The organism is Streptomyces sp. NPDC030799, from assembly GCF_055572255.1.
Genome location: NZ_JBVIDS010000019.1, coordinates 69,168 through 86,023, shown reverse-complemented (window position 1 = coordinate 86,023; position 16,856 = coordinate 69,168). Strand labels below are relative to the sequence as shown.

Below are 16,856 nucleotides of genomic sequence, written 5' to 3'. Positions count from 1 at the left end.
ATCACAGTCTGCCTCTGTGATCAATATTGCGGCCGTGATAAATCTTCACGACCGCCCGGCCGACACCACCCATGTCCGGCCGGGTGCGCCACCGAGCCGACGACCGTCGGCCAGGCAGGGGCGGATCGCGAATGCCGCCCAGCTCCAGCAATCCGGGGGGATCGAAACCCGATCCGTGGCCGACGAAAGGCCCGGGTCGGCATGGAGAAAGGCGCACCACACATGACCTCATCGCAGGTCGACCAGCTTCGCGACGGCAACGAGGCCGCGCGGGCCGAGGGCAGCGAGGGCGGCGAGGGGTATCAGCGCGGGCTCGGGTCCCGGCAGATCCAGATGATCGCCATCGGCGGTGCCATCGGCACCGGTCTGTTCCTCGGCGCGGGCAAGGGCATCTCCAAGGCCGGCCCGAGCCTCATCCTGGCGTACGCCGTCGCGGGCCTCGTGATCTTCCTGATCATGCGGGCGCTCGGCGAACTGCTGATGTACCGCCCGGTGTCGGGTTCGTTCTCGGAGTACGCGCGCGAGTTCATCGGCCCCTTCGCGGGCTTTGTGACCGGGTGGACGTACTGGCTGTTCTGGGTGGTCACCGGTATCACCGAGGTCACGGCCGCGGCCGCCTACATGACGTACTGGTTCGACATCCCGCAGTGGGTCTCGGCCCTGATCTTCACGATCGTGCTGTACGGCGCCAACCTGATCTCCGTGAAGCTCTTCGGTGAGCTGGAGTTCTGGTTCTCCATGGTCAAGGTCACCGCGATCATCGGCATGATCCTGATCTGCGCCGGCATCCTGACGATCGGCTTCTCCGACGCCGGCGACACCGCCTCCGTCAGCCACCTGTGGAACGACGGCGGCTTCTTCCCGCACGGTGTCGGCAACACGCTGATGACCCTGCAGATGGTCATGTTCGCCTTCCTCGCCGTCGAGCTGGTCGGTGTCACCGCGGGCGAGTCCAAGGACCCCAAGAAGGTGCTGCCGAAGGCGATCAACACCGTGCCGTGGCGCATCGCCGTCTTCTACGTCGGCGCGCTGATCATGATCCTCTCGGTCGTGCCGTGGACGAACTTCCACCCGGGTGTGAGCCCGTTCGTCGCCGCCTTCCAGAAGATGGGCCTGGCCGCCGGCGCCGGCATCGTCAACTTCGTCGTCCTCACGGCCGCGCTGTCCTCCTGCAACTCCGGCATGTACTCCACCGGCCGCATGCTGCGCGACCTGGCGCTCAACAGCCAGGGCCCGAAGGTGTTCACCAAGCTGACCCGCAGCGGCACCCCGCTCGTCGGCACCACGTTCTCCGCCGCGCTGATGCTGTTCGGCGTCTGGATCAACTACCAGTGGCCGGGCAAGGCGTTCGACTACGTCGTCTCCTTCGCGACCATCTCCGGCATGTGGGCCTGGATCGTCATCCTGCTCTGCCAGATCCGCTACCGGGCGAGGGCGAACCGCGGGCTGCTGCCGCAGAGCGAGTTCCGTGCGCCGGGCGCGCCGTACACGAGCTACTTCGCGCTCGCGTTCATCTTGATGGTGATCGTGCTCATGGGCATCGACAAGGACGCCCGGGTGTCGCTTTACTGTGCACCGCTGTGGGCCGCGATCCTCGGCGTCTCCTACTGGGTGCTCAAGCGCCGCAACCCGGAGGCCGCGGCCTTCCGCAAGCGCTGACCATCCCCTCCGGGACGTCCAGCCGCACGGGGCTCTCGTGGCGCTCCGCTGCGGCTGCCGCTCAGGACGTCCGGCATATGGGCCGTTCCGTACCATCCCTCGGTACGGAACGGCCCTTCTGCTTATCCTGACGGACATGCTGACCATCACGCAGGCCGTCGTCGACCAGATCGTCGCCCACGCCCGCAAGGACCACCCCGACGAGGCGTGCGGTGTCGTCGCGGGCCCGGCGGGCTCCGATCGCCCGGAGCGCTTCATTCCGATGCTGAACGCGGCCATGTCGCCGACGTTCTACGAGTTCGACTCGGGTGACCTGCTCAAGCTCTACCGCGAGCTGGACGACCGCGACGAGGACCCGGTGATCATCTACCACTCCCACACCGCGACCGAGGCCTACCCGTCCCGGACCGACATCTCCTACGCCAACGAGCCCGGTGCGCACTACGTCCTGGTGTCCACCGCCGACACCGACGGCATGGGCGAGTTCCAGTTCCGCTCCTTCCGGATCGTGGACGGTGCGGTCACGGAGGAGGAGGTCAAGGTCGTGGACTCCTACTGATCCCGCGATGCGGTCAGATTCCATCCAGTATGCGAGATCACACTCCGATGGCCGGACCGGGAATCGTTACGATGAGCGCATGGTTCTGAACGACGTGAGCGAGAAGACGCCGGGCATGCTGCTCGTGGCGCGGCTGCACGTCGACCTGTGCAGGCTGAACAGCGCCATCTGTTGACGTACCCCTGCCGCCGTACGGCCGTGAGCCGCGGCGTGCCGCCGTGTGCCCAGACCCACCCTTTCCGACAGGAGCCGCAATCATGGCCATCGAGGTCCGCATCCCCACCATCCTCCGCACGTACACCGACGGTCAGAAGGCGGTGGAGGGCAGCGGTGAGACCCTCGCCGAGCTGTTCGCCGACCTCGAAAGCCGGCACACGGGCATCCAGGCCCGCATCGTGGACGGCGACCAGCTGCGCCGGTTCGTGAACGTCTATCTGAACGACGAGGACGTCCGCTTCCTGGACGGCATCAACACCAAGCTGTCCGACGGCGACAACGTCACGATCCTGCCGGCCGTCGCCGGCGGCATGCGCTGATCGGCCGCTGAGCAGCGATGCGCTACGACTCCCCGCTGGCCGCGGTGGGCAACACCCCCCTGGTGCGCCTGCCGCGGCTGTCGCCGTCCCCCGACGTCCGTATCTGGGCCAAGCTGGAGGACCGCAACCCCACGGGCTCCGTCAAGGACCGCCCTGCCCTGCACATGATCGAGCAGGCGGAGAAGGACGGCCGGCTCACCCCGGGCTGCACGATCCTGGAGCCGACCAGCGGCAACACCGGCATCTCCCTCGCCATGGCGGCCAAGCTCAAGGGCTACCGCATGGTGTGCGTGATGCCGGAGAACACCTCGCAGGAGCGCCGGGACCTGCTCGGCATGTGGGGCGCCGAGATCATCTCCTCCCCGGCGGCGGGCGGCTCCAACACCGCTGTGCGCGTGGCCAAGGAGCTGGCCGCCGAGCACCCCGACTGGGTGATGCTCTACCAGTACGGCAACCCGGACAACGCCGGCGCCCACTACGCCACGACCGGCCCGGAGATCCTGGCGGACCTTCCCTCGATCACCCACTTCGTCGCGGGCCTCGGCACCACCGGCACCCTGATGGGCGTCGGCCGCTACCTGCGCGAGCACCGGCCGGGCATCCAGATCGTGGCCGCCGAACCGCGCTACGACGACCTGGTGTACGGCCTCAGGAACCTCGACGAGGGCTTCGTACCGGAGCTGTACGACGCCTCCGTGCTCACCAGCCGCTTCTCGGTCGGTTCGGCCGACGCGGTCACCCGCACCCGTGAACTCCTGCAGCAGGAGGGCATCTTCGCGGGCGTCTCGACGGGCGCCGCGCTGCACGCCGCGATCGGCGTGGGCAGGAAGGCGGTCAAGGCGGGGCAGAGCGCCGACATCGTCTTCATCGTGGCCGACGGCGGCTGGAAGTACCTGTCCACCGGCGTCTACACGGCGGCCACCACGGAGGAGGCCATCGAGACGCTGCAGGGCCAGCTCTGGGCCTAGCCTGCCTCAAACCCACGTCAGCCCCCTCTTATGAGGGGGCTAAGTCATTCCTACAGCCGAGCAAAGAATTCCTTTCGGTACTGCCGGTCGATCCCGGGCCGGGACTACGTTCCTCGCGCAGTGTCATGCTCATGGCTGCGCGCTTGCCGCCGCTCGCGCGTCACGGGCCTGCCCCATCCCGAAAACCCCACGTCAACGGAGGCAGTACCCCATGCGTGAGTCACGCCCGAGCCGGCAAAGACGCAGTCTGCGAAGACTCGTCGCCGTCGCCCTCCCCGCCCTCGCCCTCACCGTCGCCGGACTCGCCGCGGCACCGACGGCCGGGGCACAGCCCGCAGCGGCCCACCCCCACACCTCGAAGATCACGCAGAACAACAAGGCGCTGACCGCCCCCGAGCGGCAGACCTACCACTCCACCGGCAGGGCCGGCCAGAAGGTCCCCACGACCCACCTCTGCGCCACCGCCGAGCCCGGGCACGCATCCTGCTTCGCCCAGCGCCGCACCGACATCAAGCAGCGCCTCTCCTCGGCGCTCGCCGCCGCGGCACCCTCCGGCCTCTCCCCGGCCAACCTGCACAGCGCCTACAACCTGCCCACCACGGGCGGCTCCGGCATGACGGTCGCCATCGTCGACGCCTACAACGACCCCAACGCCGAGTCCGACCTGGCCACCTACCGCTCCACCTACGGCCTGTCCGCCTGCACCAAGGCCAACGGCTGCTTCAAGCAGGTCAGCCAGACGGGTTCGACCACCTCGCTGCCGACCGACGACACCGGCTGGGCCGGTGAGGAGGCGCTCGACCTCGACATGGTCAGCGCGGTCTGCCCGAACTGCAGCATCATCCTGGTCGAGGCCAACTCCGCGAACGACACCGACCTCGGCATCGCCGAGAACGAGGCCGTCGCGCTCGGCGCCAAGGTCGTCTCCAACAGCTGGGGCGGCTCCGAGTCCTCCTCCCAGACCACCGAGGACACCCAGTACTTCAAGCACCCCGGCGTCGCCATCACCGTCTCCTCCGGTGACTCCGCCTACGGCGCCGAGTACCCGGCGACCTCCCAGTACGTGACCGCCGTCGGTGGCACCGCGCTCACCACCTCCTCCAGCTCCCGCGGCTGGAGCGAGTCGGTGTGGCACACCAGCTCCACCGAGGGCACCGGCTCCGGCTGCTCCGCCTACGACCCGAAGCCCGGCTGGCAGACCGACTCCGGCTGCGCCAAGCGCATGGAGGCCGACGTCTCCGCGGTCGCCGACCCGGCCACCGGCGTGGCGGTCTACGACACCTACGGCGGCTCCGGCTGGGCGGTCTACGGCGGCACCAGCGCCTCCGCCCCGATCGTCGCCGGCGTCTACGCCCTCGCGGGCACCCCGGGCACGAGCGACTACCCGGCGAAGTACCCCTACCAGCACACGGGCAACCTGTACGACGTCACCAGCGGCAGCAACGGCTCCTGCACCACCTCGTACTTCTGCACCGCGACCACCGGCTACGACGGCCCGACCGGCTGGGGCACCCCGAACGGCACCGCCGCCTTCACCGCCGGCTCCAGCAGCGGCAACACGGTGACCGTCACCAACCCCGGCAGCCAGTCCACCGCCACCGGAAGCTCGGTCAGCCTCCAGATCCACGCCACCGACAGCGCGGGCGCGGCCCTCACCTACAGCGCCACCGGCCTGCCCACCGGCCTGTCCGTCAACAGCTCCACCGGCCTGATCTCCGGTACGGCGTCCACCGCGGGCACCTACCAGGTCACGGTCACCGCGAAGGACTCCACCGGCGCCTCCGGTTCCACCTCCTTCACCTGGACCGTCTCCTCCTCCGGCGGCGGCTGCACCGCGGCGCAGCTGCTCGGCAATCCGGGCTTCGAGTCGGGCAACACCACCTGGACCGCGTCCAGCGGGGTCATCACCAACGACTCCGGTGAGGCGGCCCACGGCGGCTCGTACTACGCCTGGCTCGACGGCTACGGCTCCAGCCACACCGACGCCCTCTCCCAGTCGGTGACGATCCCGGCCGGCTGCAAGGCCACGCTCACCTTCTTCCTGCACATCGACACCGCCGAGACCGGCAGCACCGCGTACGACAAGCTGACGGTCACCGCCGGGTCGACCACCCTGGCGACGTACTCGAACCTCAACGCCGCCTCCGGATACACGCAGAAGACCTTCGACCTGTCCTCGCTGGCGGGCCAGACGGTCACCCTGAAGTTCAACGGAGTGGAGGACTCCTCGCTGCAGACCGGCTTCGTCGTGGACGACACCGCCCTGACGACCAGCTGATCCCGCACCCGGACAGAGTGGTCCCGCACGCGGAAACCTTCCGTGTGCGGGATCCTTTCGTCGTGCCGGCACGTCACATCTGCACCAGGCGGCCGACCCCGTGCGGCCACGGCAGAAAGGCGAAACCCATGCGCCGTACGACGACATCCCTCGCCCTCGCGGCGACCGCACTGCTCCTCGCCGGATGCGGCTCCCAGAGCGGCACGGGCGGCGGAAGCGCCGACAAGGGGGCGCCGTCCGCGTCCCCGACCGGCGCTGCCTGCGCCCCCCTCGTCCAGCTCAAGGCCGCCGACAACGGCCGTACCGTCTGCGTGGCCAAGGGCGGCGAGGTCCGCCTGACCCTGGACGGCACCAAGTCCCGCCCCTGGAAGCCGGTCATGGCCGACGGCACCGCGCTGAAGGGCATCAACGCGGGCTTCGTCATCCAGCCGGGCCAGGCCACGGCCGCGTACCAGGCGGTGGCCGCCGGAACGGTGAAACTGACGTCCTCCCGCCCGCTGTGTGCCGAGCCGACGGCTCCCGGCCAGGTGTCCTGCAAGGGCATCCAGGAGTGGACGGTGACGGTGAACGTGCGGTGACCGCGGCACCGGGATGATCCAGACGGCACCCTCTAACGTGCCAGGTGCCGTACCTGGTCCCACAGAACCGGGTCGACCACACCGACCCGGCGCCGGAAGTCGCCGACAGGCACCTCGCGGAGTTCGTCGGTCTCCAGGAAGCTGGGCCGCCCCCCGGCATCCCCGACCGCGCCCGGGGGCAGCGGGATCACCCCGGCACGTTCGTCGTGGTACTTGCTGGTGATCTTCGCGACGGTGGCCCGGTTTCCGCGTACGGCCAGCACCAGACAGGGCCGGTCCTTGGTCTCGGTCCGGTCCTCGTAGGGGACGTCCGCCCACCAGATGTCCCCGGGGGCCGGCCGGGCGGCCCGCGCCGTGCGCGTACCCGGGCGGCCGGGCGGCCTCAGGCGGCGCCCGCCGGGCCGGCGGCTGCCTCCCCAGCCGTCGATGAGCGTGGCGACCAGGGCGAGCAGTACCACCGCCGCGAGCGCCAGCCACCAGGACGTGTCCATACGACGACGTTACCGGCGCGCGCCGAGGATCGCGCGCCCTCTGCGTATCCTTCTGCGCCCCGGGTCCAGCCGAACCGGTGACAGCACAGGTGAGTTCGCCCACAACGGCCCCTGGCGGAGGAGCGACCCGCGCTTTTGCGCCTTACGCTCGACGCACCGCACGACCCCCGTTTCCTGCCCTTTTGATCTTGCCGTCTGATCTCTCCGCCAACGGAGGTTTCTGCTTCATGAAGCTCACCGTCGTCGGCTGCTCGGGGTCGTTCCCGTCCGCGGAATCGGCCTGCTCGAGCTACCTCGTCGAGGCCGACGGCTTCCGGCTGCTTCTCGACATGGGCAACGGCGCCCTGGGCGAGCTGCAGCGCCACTGCGGTCTCTACGACCTCGACGCGATCTTCCTGAGCCATCTGCACGCCGATCACTGCATCGACATGCTCGCCTATTTCGTCGCGCGCTACTACCGCCACGACGGCGGCCGCTGCGCCCCGATCCCGGTCTACGGCCCCGAGGGCACCGAACACCGCCTGACCACGGCCTACGCCGACACCCCCTCCGCCTCCTCCATGAGCGAGGTCTTCGACTTCCACACCGTGAAGCCGTCCACGTTCGAGATCGGCCCGTTCACGGTGCACACCGAGCGGGTCCGCCATCCCGTGGAGGCGTACGCCATCCGCGTCGAGCACGGCGGACGGTCGCTGACGTACTCCGGCGACACGGGGGTCAGCGAGGCGCTGGACGAGCTGGCCCGGGACACCGACCTGTTCCTGTGCGAGGCGGCGTTCACGCATGGCAAGGAGAGCATCCCCGACCTGCACCTCAACGGCCGTGAGGCGGGCGAGTCGGCGGCCCGTGCGGGCGCCCGCCGCCTGGTCCTCACCCACATCCCGCCGTGGACCGACCCGCAGGTCAACCTGCGCGACGCGCGCGAGGTGTTCGGGGGGCCGGTGGAACTGGCGGCGCCGAGGCTGACGTACGAGATCTAGCCTTCCGCATGCGAAAGGGCCCCGGAACCATTCGGTTCCGGGGCCTTCGTCCTGCCGTGGTGCGGCCCGTCAGGCCTTGGTGAGGTCCTCGACCTCCTCCTCGGGCTCGCGGCCCGGGGTGGGGAGGTTGAACTTGGTGATCGCGAAGCGGAAGACCACGTAGTAGATCGCCGCGAAGACCAGGCCGATGGGGATGATCATCCAGGGCTTGGTCGCCAGACCCCAGTTGAGGGCGTAGTCGATCGCGCCGGCCGAGAAGCTGAAGCCGTGGTGCACGCCCAGCGACCAGGTCACCGCCATCGACACCGCGGTGAGCACCGCGTGGATCGCGTAGAGCAGCGGGGCGATGAACATGAACGCGAACTCGATCGGCTCGGTGATACCGGTGACGAACGAGGTCAGGGCGAGGGACAGCATCATGCCGCCGACGGCCTTGCGGCGCTCCGGGCGGGCGCAGTGGGTGATCGCCAGGGCGGCGGCCGGGAGGGCGAACATCATGATCGGGAAGAAGCCCGTCATGAACTGACCGGCGGTCGGGTCGCCGTGGAAGAAGCGGGGCAGGTCACCGTGCCACAGGGCACCGGCGGAGTCCTTGTAGCTGCCGATCTCCTGCCAGGCCACCGTGTTCACGAACTGGTGCATGCCGACGGGCAGCAGACCGCGGTTGATGAGGCCGAACAGGCCCGCGCCGAACGCGCCGAGGCCGGTCATCCACTTGCCGAAGTCGGTGATGACGTTGCCGATGGGCTCCCAGATCAGACCGAAGAGCACACCGATGCCGGTGCCGATGAAGGCCATCAGGATGGGGACCAGCCGGCGGCCGTTGAAGAAGCCCAGCCAGTCCGGCAGCTTGGTGCGGTGGAAGCGCTGCCAGACGACGGCGGCGATGAGACCCATGACGATGCCGCCGAGCACCTTGGGGTCGTTGTACGTGGCAGGGATGTCCGCACCCTTGGTTATCCTGGCCTCGGTGATCGGGAACGCGGTCAGCACGTTCTTGTACACCAGGAAGCCGACCAGCGCCGCCAGCGCCGTCGAGCCGTCGGCCTTCTTGGCGAAGCCGATGGCGATGCCCACGCAGAACAGCAGCGGCAGATTGCTGAAGACGGCGTCACCGGCGGTGGCGAACACGGCCGCGACCTTGTTCCAGCCGAGGCCGTCCTTACCGAACACGTCGTCCTGGCCGAGACGGAGCAGGATGCCCGCCGCCGGCAGCACGGCGATCGGGAGCTGCAGGCTGCGGCCGACCTTCTGCAGACCCTGGAACAGGCCGGATCCCCGCTTCTTCGCGGGAGCCGCCGTGGCGGTGGCGGTGCTCATGGTTGGTTTCCTCCATCGCTGGTGGTCTACACCACTCAGTGGTGTAGACCTGTTGTAGCACGATGAAGGCGGGATAAGGAACCACGAAATCCGCGACCGCAACGCTACGGGGCGTGCCGATGTGGTAAGAGGTCACGCCTTGGTGATGTCCTCGACCTCTTCCTCCGGCTCACGGCCCGGGGTCTTCAGGTCGAACCCGGTGATCGCGAACCGGAAGACGACGTAGTACACGACCGCGAAGCACAGGCCGATCGGGATGATCGCCCACGGTTTCGTCGCCAGGTTCCAGTTGATCACGTAGTCGATCAGGCCGGCCGAGAAGCTGAAGCCGTCGTGCACGCCGAGCGCCCACGTCACCGCCATCGAGACACCGGTGAGCACGGCGTGCACGGCGTAGAGGAACGGCGCGATGAACAGGAAGGAGTACTCGATCGGCTCGGTGATGCCGGTCACCAGCGACGTCAGCGCCACCGACAGCATCAGGCCGCCGACCTCCTTGCGGCGGTGCGGCTTGGCGCAGTGGGTGATGGCCAGCGCCGCCGCCGGCAGCGCGAACATCATGATCGGGAAGAAACCCGAGGTGAACTGGCCTGCGTGCGGATCGCCCGCGAGGAACATGTTGATGTCGCCGTGCACCGGCTTGCCGCCCGGCGGCGTGTACGTGCCGAACTGGAACCAGATGGGCACGTTCAGGAACTGGTGCAGGCCGATCACGAGCAGGGCGCGGTTGGCGACGCCGAAGATGCCGGCGCCCCAGGCGCCCGCGTCCCGCAGCCAGTGGCCGAAGCTCTCCAGGCCGGCGCCGATCGGCGGCCAGATCCACAGGCACAGCGCCGCGAAGACGATGGCGACGAACGCCATGATGATCGGCACCAGCCGGCGGCCGTTGAAGAAGCCCAGCCAGTCCACCAGCCTGGTGCGGTGGAAGCGGGCCCAGAAGAAGGCCGCCAGCAGACCCATGACGATGCCGCCGAAGACACCGGGGTTCTGGAAGGTGAACGGCGTCACCGAGCCGACGCCCGCCCCGACGCCGACCTGGCAGCCGATGTCCGGCAGTGCCTTCGAGCCGCCCGGACACTTCTCGGGGAACTGGTGCAGGACGCTGTAGTAGACGAGGAAGCCCACGACCGCGGCGAGCGCGGTGGAACCGTCCGCCTTCCTCGCCATGCCGATCGCGACGCCGACGCAGAACAGCAGGGGCAGACCCAGGGAGCCGTCGAGCAGCGCGCCGCCCGCGCCCTTCATCACCTTGGACACGTCCGTCCAGCCCAGGCCCTGGTCCCCGAACACGTCCGGCTGGCCCAGCCGGTTGAGGATGCCCGCGGCCGGCAGGACCGCGATCGGCAGCTGCAGGCTGCGGCCCATCTTCTGCAGGCCCTGGAACAGCCGGTTCCAGCGTTCGCGAACGGGACCGACCGTGTCCTGCGGGTTGCTGGCGCTCTGCGCGCTCATGGCGTCCTCCCGGTCACTCGACTCGGGCACGGTTTGGCGACCGTCCCCCGTGTGGTGTAGACCAGTTCGCGGACGGTTCCGCTGTCGTGATCGCCATCATTCGGCACGTACGGCATGACCGCTCGCGAAGATGGGCCAACTGTGGGTTACTGCGACAAAGCGGTTCGGATCAGGGAGAGGGAACATGGCCAGCAAGGCTGAGAAGATCGTCGCCGGCCTCGGCGGCATCGACAACATCGAGGAGATCGAAGGCTGCATCACCCGGCTGCGCACCGAGGTGACCGACCCCTCGCTGGTCGACGAGACCGCCCTGAAGGCCGCCGGAGCCCATGGCGTCGTCAAGATGGGCACCGCCATCCAGGTCGTCATCGGCACCGACGCCGACCCGATCGCCGCGGAGATCGAAGACATGATGTGAGCCGACGGGTTCACCTGAAAGGGGCTCTTCCCGACGCGGGAGGAGTCCCTTTCGCAGGTACGGCTAGGCTCATCGGCATGTCTCGCATCGACGGCCGTACCCCCGAACAGCTCCGCCCGGTCACCATCGAACGCGGCTGGAGCAAGCACGCCGAGGGCTCCGTCCTCGTCTCCTTCGGCGACACCAAGGTGTTCTGCACCGCCTCCGTGACCGAGGGCGTCCCGCGCTGGCGCAAGGGCAGCGGCGAGGGCTGGGTCACCGCGGAGTACGCCATGCTGCCCCGCGCCACCAACAGCCGCGGCGACCGCGAGTCCGTCAAGGGCAGGATCGGCGGCCGTACCCACGAGATCTCCCGGCTCATCGGCCGCTCCCTGCGCGCCGTCATCGACTACAAGGCGCTCGGCGAGAACACCATCGTCCTCGACTGCGACGTCCTCCAGGCCGACGGCGGCACGCGTACGGCGGCGATCACCGGCGCGTATGTCGCGTTGGCCGACGCCGTCGCCTGGGCCCAGGGCAAGAAGCTGATCAAGGCCGGCCGCCAGCCGCTCACCGGCACCGTGAGCGCGGTCTCCGTGGGCATCGTCGGCGGCGTCCCGCTGCTCGACCTCTGCTACGAGGAGGACGTGCGCGCCGACACCGACATGAACGTCGTCTGCACCGGCGACGGCCGCTTCGTCGAGGTCCAGGGCACCGCCGAGGCCGAGCCGTTCGCCCGCGAGGAACTCAACGCCCTGCTCGACCTCGCCGTCACCGGCTGCGCCGAACTCGCCGCCCACCAGCGCGCGGCCCTCGACGCCACGCTCGCGAAGTAGAGGCGGAGAGAAGAAGAAGTAAAGGGCGGACCAACGCAATGGGGGCGCGCGGGCAACCAGCGCGCCCTCCTCGGCGTCCTAGGGGTACGGCACAGCCTTACCAGGGAGGGAACCACCACCATGGCCGTCAGCCGACGCCGTCTCACCGCCGTCGCCACCGTGGCGCTCGCCGCGCTCACCACCGGCCTCACCACCGGCTGCGACGCCGTGAACAAGGCCCTGGACTGCGTGCAGACCGCCGATTCCATCGCCGACAGCGTCACCGACCTCCAGCAGGCCGTGGAGAACGCCGCGAACGATCCCACCCAGGCGGACAGCTCCCTGGACTCCATAGAGAAGAACCTCGACAAGATCGGCGACAAGACCGACAACGCCGACGTCAACAAGGCGGTCGACGACCTCAGGAAGGCCGTGGGGAACGTCCGTACGGCCATCAAGAACGGCGACCGGACCCCGGACGTCAGCCCGGTGACGGACGCCGCCGGCGAACTGACCAAGGTCTGCACGAAGTAGGGGACCGGACGCGCCTCAGTCCAGCTCTTTCCTGGACTTCCTTCGCTCCAGCCGCTCCTGACGGCGCTGCTCCTTGAGCCGCTGCTGCTCCGCACGGGTGATCTTGCGGGTCACGTCCACCCCGCCCCAGAACGCAAGTCCCCCGATGATCACCCGCGGAGCGCCCGGTTCGGGCGGCCCGTCGTCCCTGGGATGGTCGAAGCCGCCCATGATGCCGATGCCACGGACGACGACCTCGACCCCCGGCGGCACGATGACCTGGACGCCGCCCATGACCGCCACGCAGTTGATCTCGACCTCGCGGTCCGCGAAGTCCGCCTCCCGCAGGTCGATCTCGCCGCCGCCCCAGAACGCGAAGCAGTTGAACCGCTTCGGCACCGTCCAGCGGCCCTTGCGCTGGAAGCCCGACATGATGGCGACCGCGCCCGTCGAGGACCCCTCGCCCCCGACGATCCGGCCCGCCCAACTCCCGCCCCGCGCGGGTTCCTTGGTGAAGGAGACGGGGCCGGGCGCAGCCGCCGTGCCGGTCGCCGGCAGGTCACGGGTGATCGGCGCCAGCTCGCCGTACGTGCGCGCCGTGTACGCCGCCTCCAGCCGCTCCTCGAACTCCGCCATGTCGAGCCGGCCCTCGGCCAGGGCGTCCCGCAGGACCTCGGCGACCCGGTCACGGTCGCGGTCGGACGCCCGGAGGTCCGGACTTGGGTCGTCGGTCATGACCGAAGCCTACGAGACCGCCTTCTCCACGTACATCTTCGCGATGACCGCCTCGATGTCCGGCTCCCGCACCGACAGGTCCACCAGCGGATACTCCGCCGCCAGATGCGCGACGAGCGGTGCCGCCGACGACCCCGCCGGGAACGCCAGCCACTGCCGCGGCCCCTCCACCCGCACCACCCGCGCCGACGGCACCTGGACCGGCGGCAGTTCCCGCTCCAGGTCCACCACGAGCGTCCGCTCGCTCTCCCCGGCCTCGTGCAGCCCCGCGAGCGGACCGTCGTACATCAGCCGCCCGTGGTCGATCACCATCACCCGTGAGCACAACTGCTCGATGTCCTGGAGGTCGTGCGTGGTCAGCAGCACGGTCGTGCCCCGCTCGGCGTTCAACTCCCGCAGGAAGCCGCGGACCTTGGCCTTCGACACCACGTCCAGGCCGATCGTCGGCTCGTCCAGGTACAGCACCTCGGGATCGTGCAGCAGCGCCGCCGCGATGTCCCCGCGCATCCGCTGCCCGAGCGAGAGCTGCCGGACGGGCACGTCCAGCAGAGGGCCCAGCTCCAGGAGTTCCACCAGTCGGTCCAGGTTCTCCCGGTAACGGGCGTCCGGGATCCGGTACATGCGGTGCGCCAGCCGGTAGGAGTCGATCAGCGGCAGGTCCCACCACAGGGTCGTACGCTGCCCGAACACCACCCCGATCCGGTGTGCGAGGCGCCGCCGCTCCCGGGACGGGTCGATCCCGGCCACCCGCAGCCGCCCCGCACTCGGCGTCAGGATGCCCGTCAGCATCTTGATCGTCGTCGACTTCCCGGCGCCGTTCGGCCCGATGTACCCGACCATCTCCCCGCGCGCCACGGTGAACGAGATCGAGTCCACCGCCCGCACCTCGCGCCGCTCCCGCTTCAGGAACCCGGTCTTCTTGCGCACCTCGAAGACCTTCTCGACCTTCTCAAGGGCGATGAAATCGCTCACGCTAGCTCCCTGTGCTCCGGTACGAACGAAGTCCCGCCCGCCAGGCCAGCCCCGCCAGCACACAGCACCCCGCCGCCACCAGCGGCGGTGCGAACGCCGTCCACTGCGGCAGCCCCAGCGGATACGGCCGCCCCAGTACATAGGTCGCGGGCAGCCAGTTGACGAAGGCCAGCGGCAGTACGAACGTCACCCCGCGCACCAGCTCCTTCGCGAACACCGTCGGCGGATACTGCAACAGCGTCGTACCACCGTAGGTGAAGGCGTTCTGCACCTCGGAGGCGTCCTGCGCCAGGAACTGGAATGCCGCCCCCGCCACGAACACGGCGCAGAAGATCCCGCAGCCGCTCACCACCATCACCGGCATCAGCAGCAGCTTCAGCGGCGTCCAGTCGACCTCCAGCCGGACGACCGACCAGCCCAGCACCAGCAGCCCCTGCGTCACCCGGCCCAGCCGCCGCAGCGCGAACTGGTCGGCCGCCACCTGCGCCAGCACCGGCGCCGGGCGCACCAGCAGCGTGTCCAGCGTGCCGTCGCGCACCCGCCGCCCCAGCCGCTCCATCGACCCGATCACCAGATCGGCCAGCCCGAAGGCCGTACCCGACAGGCCGTAGAGGAACGCCACCTCGGGCAGCGACCAGCCGCCCAGGGCGTCCACCCGCGAGAACATCAGCAGGATCGCGACGAAGTCGAAGAAGGTCGCCGAGAAGTTGCCGAACGTGGTCATCGCGAACGAGGCGCGGTAGGCCATGGTGGACCTGATCCACATCCCGGCGATCATCAGATAGGCCCGCAGCCCCTCCCGCACCCGGCCGGTACCCGTCTCACCCACCCTGCACCACCACCCGCCGCGTCGCCGCCGACTGCACCAGCCGCCCGGCACCCAGCAGCACCACCGCCCACGCCCCCTGGAACACATACGTGCCCAGCGGGTCCCCGTGCCCCAGCAGGATCTGCGCCGGAGCCTGGAGCAGCGAGGACCACGGCAGCACCCGTACGACCTCGCCGAGCGCCCCCGGGAAGACGTTCAGCGGCAGCAGCATGCCCGAGCAGAAGAATCCGGCGAGCCAGGACATCTGCGTCACACCCTGGCCGTCCAGCAGCCAGAACGCGCTGAGCGCCACCAGATACCGGATCCCGAAGCCCACGAGCATCGCCAGCAGCACGGCGACCAGGAAGGCGGCCCAGGTGCCCACGTCCGTCGGCAGGTACACCGGGAAGCACAGGGCCCCGAAGGCGAAGGGGACCAGCCCCCTGCCCAGCAGCTGGAAGAACGCCCGGCCCAGATCCGTCGCCAGCCACCACAGCTGCAGGTCGGCGGGCCGGTACAGGTCGATCGCCACGTCCCCCGTACGGATGCGTTCCATCAACTCGTTCTCGACGCCGCCGCCCCCGAGCGCGAGCGCCGCGAGAAACGCCTGACCCAGCCACACATAGGTCACGACCTGCGTCTGATCCCAGCCGCCCAGGTGCGGCCGCTCGTCCCACAGCGCGCGATAGGTATAGACAAGGATCAGTCCGAAGACGGTATTGGTGAACACCCCTGCCGCAGTGGCGGCCCGATACGTCGCGTACCGTCTGAATCCCCCCGCCGCGACGGCCACGTACAACCGTCCCGCGCCCACGCCAGTCCACCTCCTGGGACCGCTCGACACCGAAGCGCAGGAGCCTAGTCCAGGGGTCCGGCTGCCGGCCACGCAATATTCGTGCCCGAAGCGTGCCGGGATCCGGGAACGGAACGCCAGGTGCGAGAGTCTTCCAACCGGGGGCGCAGAAGCGTACGAGGCGTACGGGAACGTACGACGCGAAACAGGAGTCCGTGCACGACATGAGCGACGAGCCGCAGCCGCAGCAGCCGAACGAAGGCGTGCAGCCGAAAAAGCCGCTGCCGGCTGAAGGGCCCGGTGACCCCGGGGGCCGCGACGCGCCGGCCCCCGGCAAGGTCGGCGGGACCGGCAAGCCGACACCACCTCACCGGACCACCGCCCCGGCACACGCCGAGGGCGCCACCGGCGAGCGGGCACAGGCCGGACCGACGCCGGCTGAGGGCGCCGCAGGCAGGGGGACACGGGCGGGGGCCACGCCGGCTGAGCGTGCAGAGGGGGCCGAGCCCGCCGAGCAGCGCGGCCGGGCCCGCCGGCCCGGACTCGGCCGAACGGGTGACGGTACGACGCCGACCCACGACGGCCCGGCTCAGGACGCCCCGGCACAGGCGCCGCCGGCGGCCCCGTCGGCTCCGGCGGACCGCTCGGCCCAGGAGCGGACCGCCTCCATGGCCCGGGCCCGCCAGGCGGCCCGAGGCAGCCGCCCGGACCGGGCGACGCCCGCGCAGGGCGCCGACACGACCTCCGGCGGGGCTGCTGGTGGTGTGCCGACGGCTCGCGACGGCTCGGGCCCGGCTTCCGGCACGGAACCGGCCGCTCACGAGGGTTCGGCTTCGGACAGGCGTCCGGCTGCTCGCGGGGGCTCGGGCTCCGAGGGTGGTTCGACGGCTCGCGGTGCTTCCGCGTCCGGTGGTGCTGCCGGCGGTGCGTCGGCGGCCCCTCCGGGTTCCGGCTCGGGTTCGGGTCCGGCTGCTCGCGGGGGCTCGGGGGCGGGGTCCGGGG

The 16,856-nt window shown here is 69.8% G+C and carries 18 protein-coding genes; 11 read left to right on the top strand and 7 right to left on the bottom strand.

Annotation, left to right across the window (positions count from 1 at the left end):
* The first annotated feature begins 222 nt into the window (after positions 1–222).
* The 7 genes from ACZ41I_RS37590 to ACZ41I_RS37560 all read left to right on the top strand — a co-directional run bounded on the left by ACZ41I_RS37590 (position 223) and on the right by ACZ41I_RS37560 (position 6,578).
* Positions 223–1,659 (top strand): amino acid permease, encoded by a 1,437-nt coding sequence (locus tag ACZ41I_RS37590; RefSeq protein WP_399768591.1) that lies wholly within the window; start codon positions 223–225, stop codon positions 1,657–1,659.
* Positions 1,660–1,795: 136 nt separating this feature from the next.
* A complete protein-coding gene (locus ACZ41I_RS37585; RefSeq protein ID WP_360086125.1) occupies positions 1,796–2,218 on the top strand; it encodes a M67 family metallopeptidase in 423 nt (140 codons plus the stop codon).
* Between the two features lie 79 nt (positions 2,219–2,297).
* Complete coding sequence (locus ACZ41I_RS37580; protein WP_363213918.1) at positions 2,298–2,393, top strand: putative leader peptide; 96 nt, start codon at positions 2,298–2,300, stop codon at positions 2,391–2,393.
* 82 nt (positions 2,394–2,475) lie between these two features.
* Entirely contained in the window at positions 2,476–2,754 is a 279-nt protein-coding gene (locus ACZ41I_RS37575) for a MoaD/ThiS family protein (RefSeq protein ID WP_351249975.1), read from the top strand.
* Positions 2,755–2,771: 17 nt separating this feature from the next.
* Positions 2,772–3,722: a PLP-dependent cysteine synthase family protein gene (locus ACZ41I_RS37570; RefSeq protein WP_363213919.1), complete on the top strand. Its 951-nt coding sequence runs from the start codon at positions 2,772–2,774 to the stop codon at positions 3,720–3,722.
* 211 nt (positions 3,723–3,933) lie between these two features.
* Positions 3,934–6,000 carry a putative Ig domain-containing protein gene (locus tag ACZ41I_RS37565; RefSeq protein WP_468516267.1) on the top strand — a complete coding sequence of 689 codons (2,067 nt, stop codon included), beginning with the start codon at positions 3,934–3,936 and terminating at the stop codon, positions 5,998–6,000.
* A 128-nt stretch (positions 6,001–6,128) separates the two neighbouring features.
* Positions 6,129–6,578, top strand: coding sequence for a hypothetical protein (locus ACZ41I_RS37560; protein WP_468516266.1), 450 nt, complete (start codon positions 6,129–6,131; stop codon positions 6,576–6,578).
* A gap of 32 nt (positions 6,579–6,610) precedes the next feature.
* Here ACZ41I_RS37560 and ACZ41I_RS37555 read toward each other — a convergent pair whose 3' ends face one another.
* A complete protein-coding gene (locus tag ACZ41I_RS37555; RefSeq protein WP_363213923.1) occupies positions 6,611–7,069 on the bottom strand; it encodes a type II toxin-antitoxin system PemK/MazF family toxin in 459 nt (152 codons plus the stop codon).
* A gap of 227 nt (positions 7,070–7,296) precedes the next feature.
* Here ACZ41I_RS37555 and ACZ41I_RS37550 point away from each other — a divergent pair, with 227 nt between their 5' ends.
* Positions 7,297–8,049 (top strand): MBL fold metallo-hydrolase, encoded by a 753-nt coding sequence (locus ACZ41I_RS37550; protein WP_363213924.1) that lies wholly within the window; start codon positions 7,297–7,299, stop codon positions 8,047–8,049.
* A gap of 69 nt (positions 8,050–8,118) precedes the next feature.
* Here the strand turns inward: ACZ41I_RS37550 and ACZ41I_RS37545 are convergent, their stop codons facing one another.
* Positions 8,119–9,369 carry a PTS transporter subunit EIIC gene (locus tag ACZ41I_RS37545; protein WP_399768599.1) on the bottom strand — a complete coding sequence of 417 codons (1,251 nt, stop codon included), beginning with the start codon at positions 9,367–9,369 and terminating at the stop codon, positions 8,119–8,121.
* A 132-nt stretch (positions 9,370–9,501) separates the two neighbouring features.
* Complete coding sequence (locus ACZ41I_RS37540; RefSeq protein WP_468516265.1) at positions 9,502–10,821, bottom strand: PTS transporter subunit EIIC; 1,320 nt, start codon at positions 10,819–10,821, stop codon at positions 9,502–9,504.
* A gap of 184 nt (positions 10,822–11,005) precedes the next feature.
* Between ACZ41I_RS37540 and ACZ41I_RS37535 the strand changes: the two genes are divergently transcribed.
* The 3 genes from ACZ41I_RS37535 (at position 11,006) to ACZ41I_RS37525 (ending at position 12,567) form a co-directional block, all read left to right on the top strand.
* Complete coding sequence (locus tag ACZ41I_RS37535; RefSeq protein ID WP_363213927.1) at positions 11,006–11,239, top strand: PTS sugar transporter subunit IIB; 234 nt, start codon at positions 11,006–11,008, stop codon at positions 11,237–11,239.
* Between the two features lie 77 nt (positions 11,240–11,316).
* Entirely contained in the window at positions 11,317–12,054 is a 738-nt protein-coding gene (rph, locus tag ACZ41I_RS37530; RefSeq protein WP_363213928.1) for a ribonuclease PH, read from the top strand.
* 120 nt (positions 12,055–12,174) lie between these two features.
* Positions 12,175–12,567 carry a hypothetical protein gene (locus ACZ41I_RS37525; protein WP_363213929.1) on the top strand — a complete coding sequence of 131 codons (393 nt, stop codon included), beginning with the start codon at positions 12,175–12,177 and terminating at the stop codon, positions 12,565–12,567.
* Between the two features lie 15 nt (positions 12,568–12,582).
* Here the strand turns inward: ACZ41I_RS37525 and ACZ41I_RS37520 are convergent, their stop codons facing one another.
* The 4 genes from ACZ41I_RS37520 to ACZ41I_RS37505 are packed head-to-tail and all read right to left on the bottom strand — an operon-like array spanning position 12,583 to position 15,875.
* A complete protein-coding gene (locus tag ACZ41I_RS37520; protein WP_468516264.1) occupies positions 12,583–13,281 on the bottom strand; it encodes a DUF1707 SHOCT-like domain-containing protein in 699 nt (232 codons plus the stop codon).
* A 9-nt stretch (positions 13,282–13,290) separates the two neighbouring features.
* On the bottom strand, positions 13,291–14,253 hold the full coding sequence (locus ACZ41I_RS37515) for an ABC transporter ATP-binding protein (protein ID WP_363213931.1): 963 nt from the start codon (positions 14,251–14,253) through the stop codon (positions 13,291–13,293).
* A gap of 1 nt (position 14,254) precedes the next feature.
* Positions 14,255–15,031, bottom strand: coding sequence for an ABC transporter permease (locus ACZ41I_RS37510; protein ID WP_399769085.1), 777 nt, complete (start codon positions 15,029–15,031; stop codon positions 14,255–14,257).
* 43 nt (positions 15,032–15,074) lie between these two features.
* Positions 15,075–15,875, bottom strand: coding sequence for an ABC transporter permease (locus tag ACZ41I_RS37505; protein ID WP_399768608.1), 801 nt, complete (start codon positions 15,873–15,875; stop codon positions 15,075–15,077).
* Positions 15,876–16,856: the final 981 nt, after the last annotated feature.

Bases quoted from the DNA above. Each gene is read 5' to 3' on its own strand.
- ACZ41I_RS37540 (WP_468516265.1), bottom strand. From the start codon at position 10,821: ATGAGCGCGCAGAGCGCCAGCAACCCGCAGGACACGGTCGGTCCCGTT.
- ACZ41I_RS37560 (WP_468516266.1), top strand. From the start codon at position 6,129: ATGCGCCGTACGACGACATCCCTCGCCCTCGCGGCGACCGCACTGCTC.
- ACZ41I_RS37520 (WP_468516264.1), bottom strand. From the start codon at position 13,281: ATGACCGACGACCCAAGTCCGGACCTCCGGGCGTCCGACCGCGACCGT.
- ACZ41I_RS37585 (WP_360086125.1), top strand. From the start codon at position 1,796: ATGCTGACCATCACGCAGGCCGTCGTCGACCAGATCGTCGCCCACGCC.
- ACZ41I_RS37555 (WP_363213923.1), bottom strand. From the start codon at position 7,069: ATGGACACGTCCTGGTGGCTGGCGCTCGCGGCGGTGGTACTGCTCGCC.
- ACZ41I_RS37550 (WP_363213924.1), top strand. From the start codon at position 7,297: ATGAAGCTCACCGTCGTCGGCTGCTCGGGGTCGTTCCCGTCCGCGGAA.
- rph (WP_363213928.1), top strand. From the start codon at position 11,317: ATGTCTCGCATCGACGGCCGTACCCCCGAACAGCTCCGCCCGGTCACC.
- ACZ41I_RS37545 (WP_399768599.1), bottom strand. From the start codon at position 9,369: ATGAGCACCGCCACCGCCACGGCGGCTCCCGCGAAGAAGCGGGGATCC.
- ACZ41I_RS37525 (WP_363213929.1), top strand. From the start codon at position 12,175: ATGGCCGTCAGCCGACGCCGTCTCACCGCCGTCGCCACCGTGGCGCTC.
- ACZ41I_RS37510 (WP_399769085.1), bottom strand. From the start codon at position 15,031: ATGATCGCCGGGATGTGGATCAGGTCCACCATGGCCTACCGCGCCTCG.
- ACZ41I_RS37535 (WP_363213927.1), top strand. From the start codon at position 11,006: ATGGCCAGCAAGGCTGAGAAGATCGTCGCCGGCCTCGGCGGCATCGAC.
- ACZ41I_RS37580 (WP_363213918.1), top strand. From the start codon at position 2,298: ATGGTTCTGAACGACGTGAGCGAGAAGACGCCGGGCATGCTGCTCGTG.
- ACZ41I_RS37575 (WP_351249975.1), top strand. From the start codon at position 2,476: ATGGCCATCGAGGTCCGCATCCCCACCATCCTCCGCACGTACACCGAC.
- ACZ41I_RS37565 (WP_468516267.1), top strand. From the start codon at position 3,934: ATGCGTGAGTCACGCCCGAGCCGGCAAAGACGCAGTCTGCGAAGACTC.
- ACZ41I_RS37590 (WP_399768591.1), top strand. From the start codon at position 223: ATGACCTCATCGCAGGTCGACCAGCTTCGCGACGGCAACGAGGCCGCG.
- ACZ41I_RS37570 (WP_363213919.1), top strand. From the start codon at position 2,772: ATGCGCTACGACTCCCCGCTGGCCGCGGTGGGCAACACCCCCCTGGTG.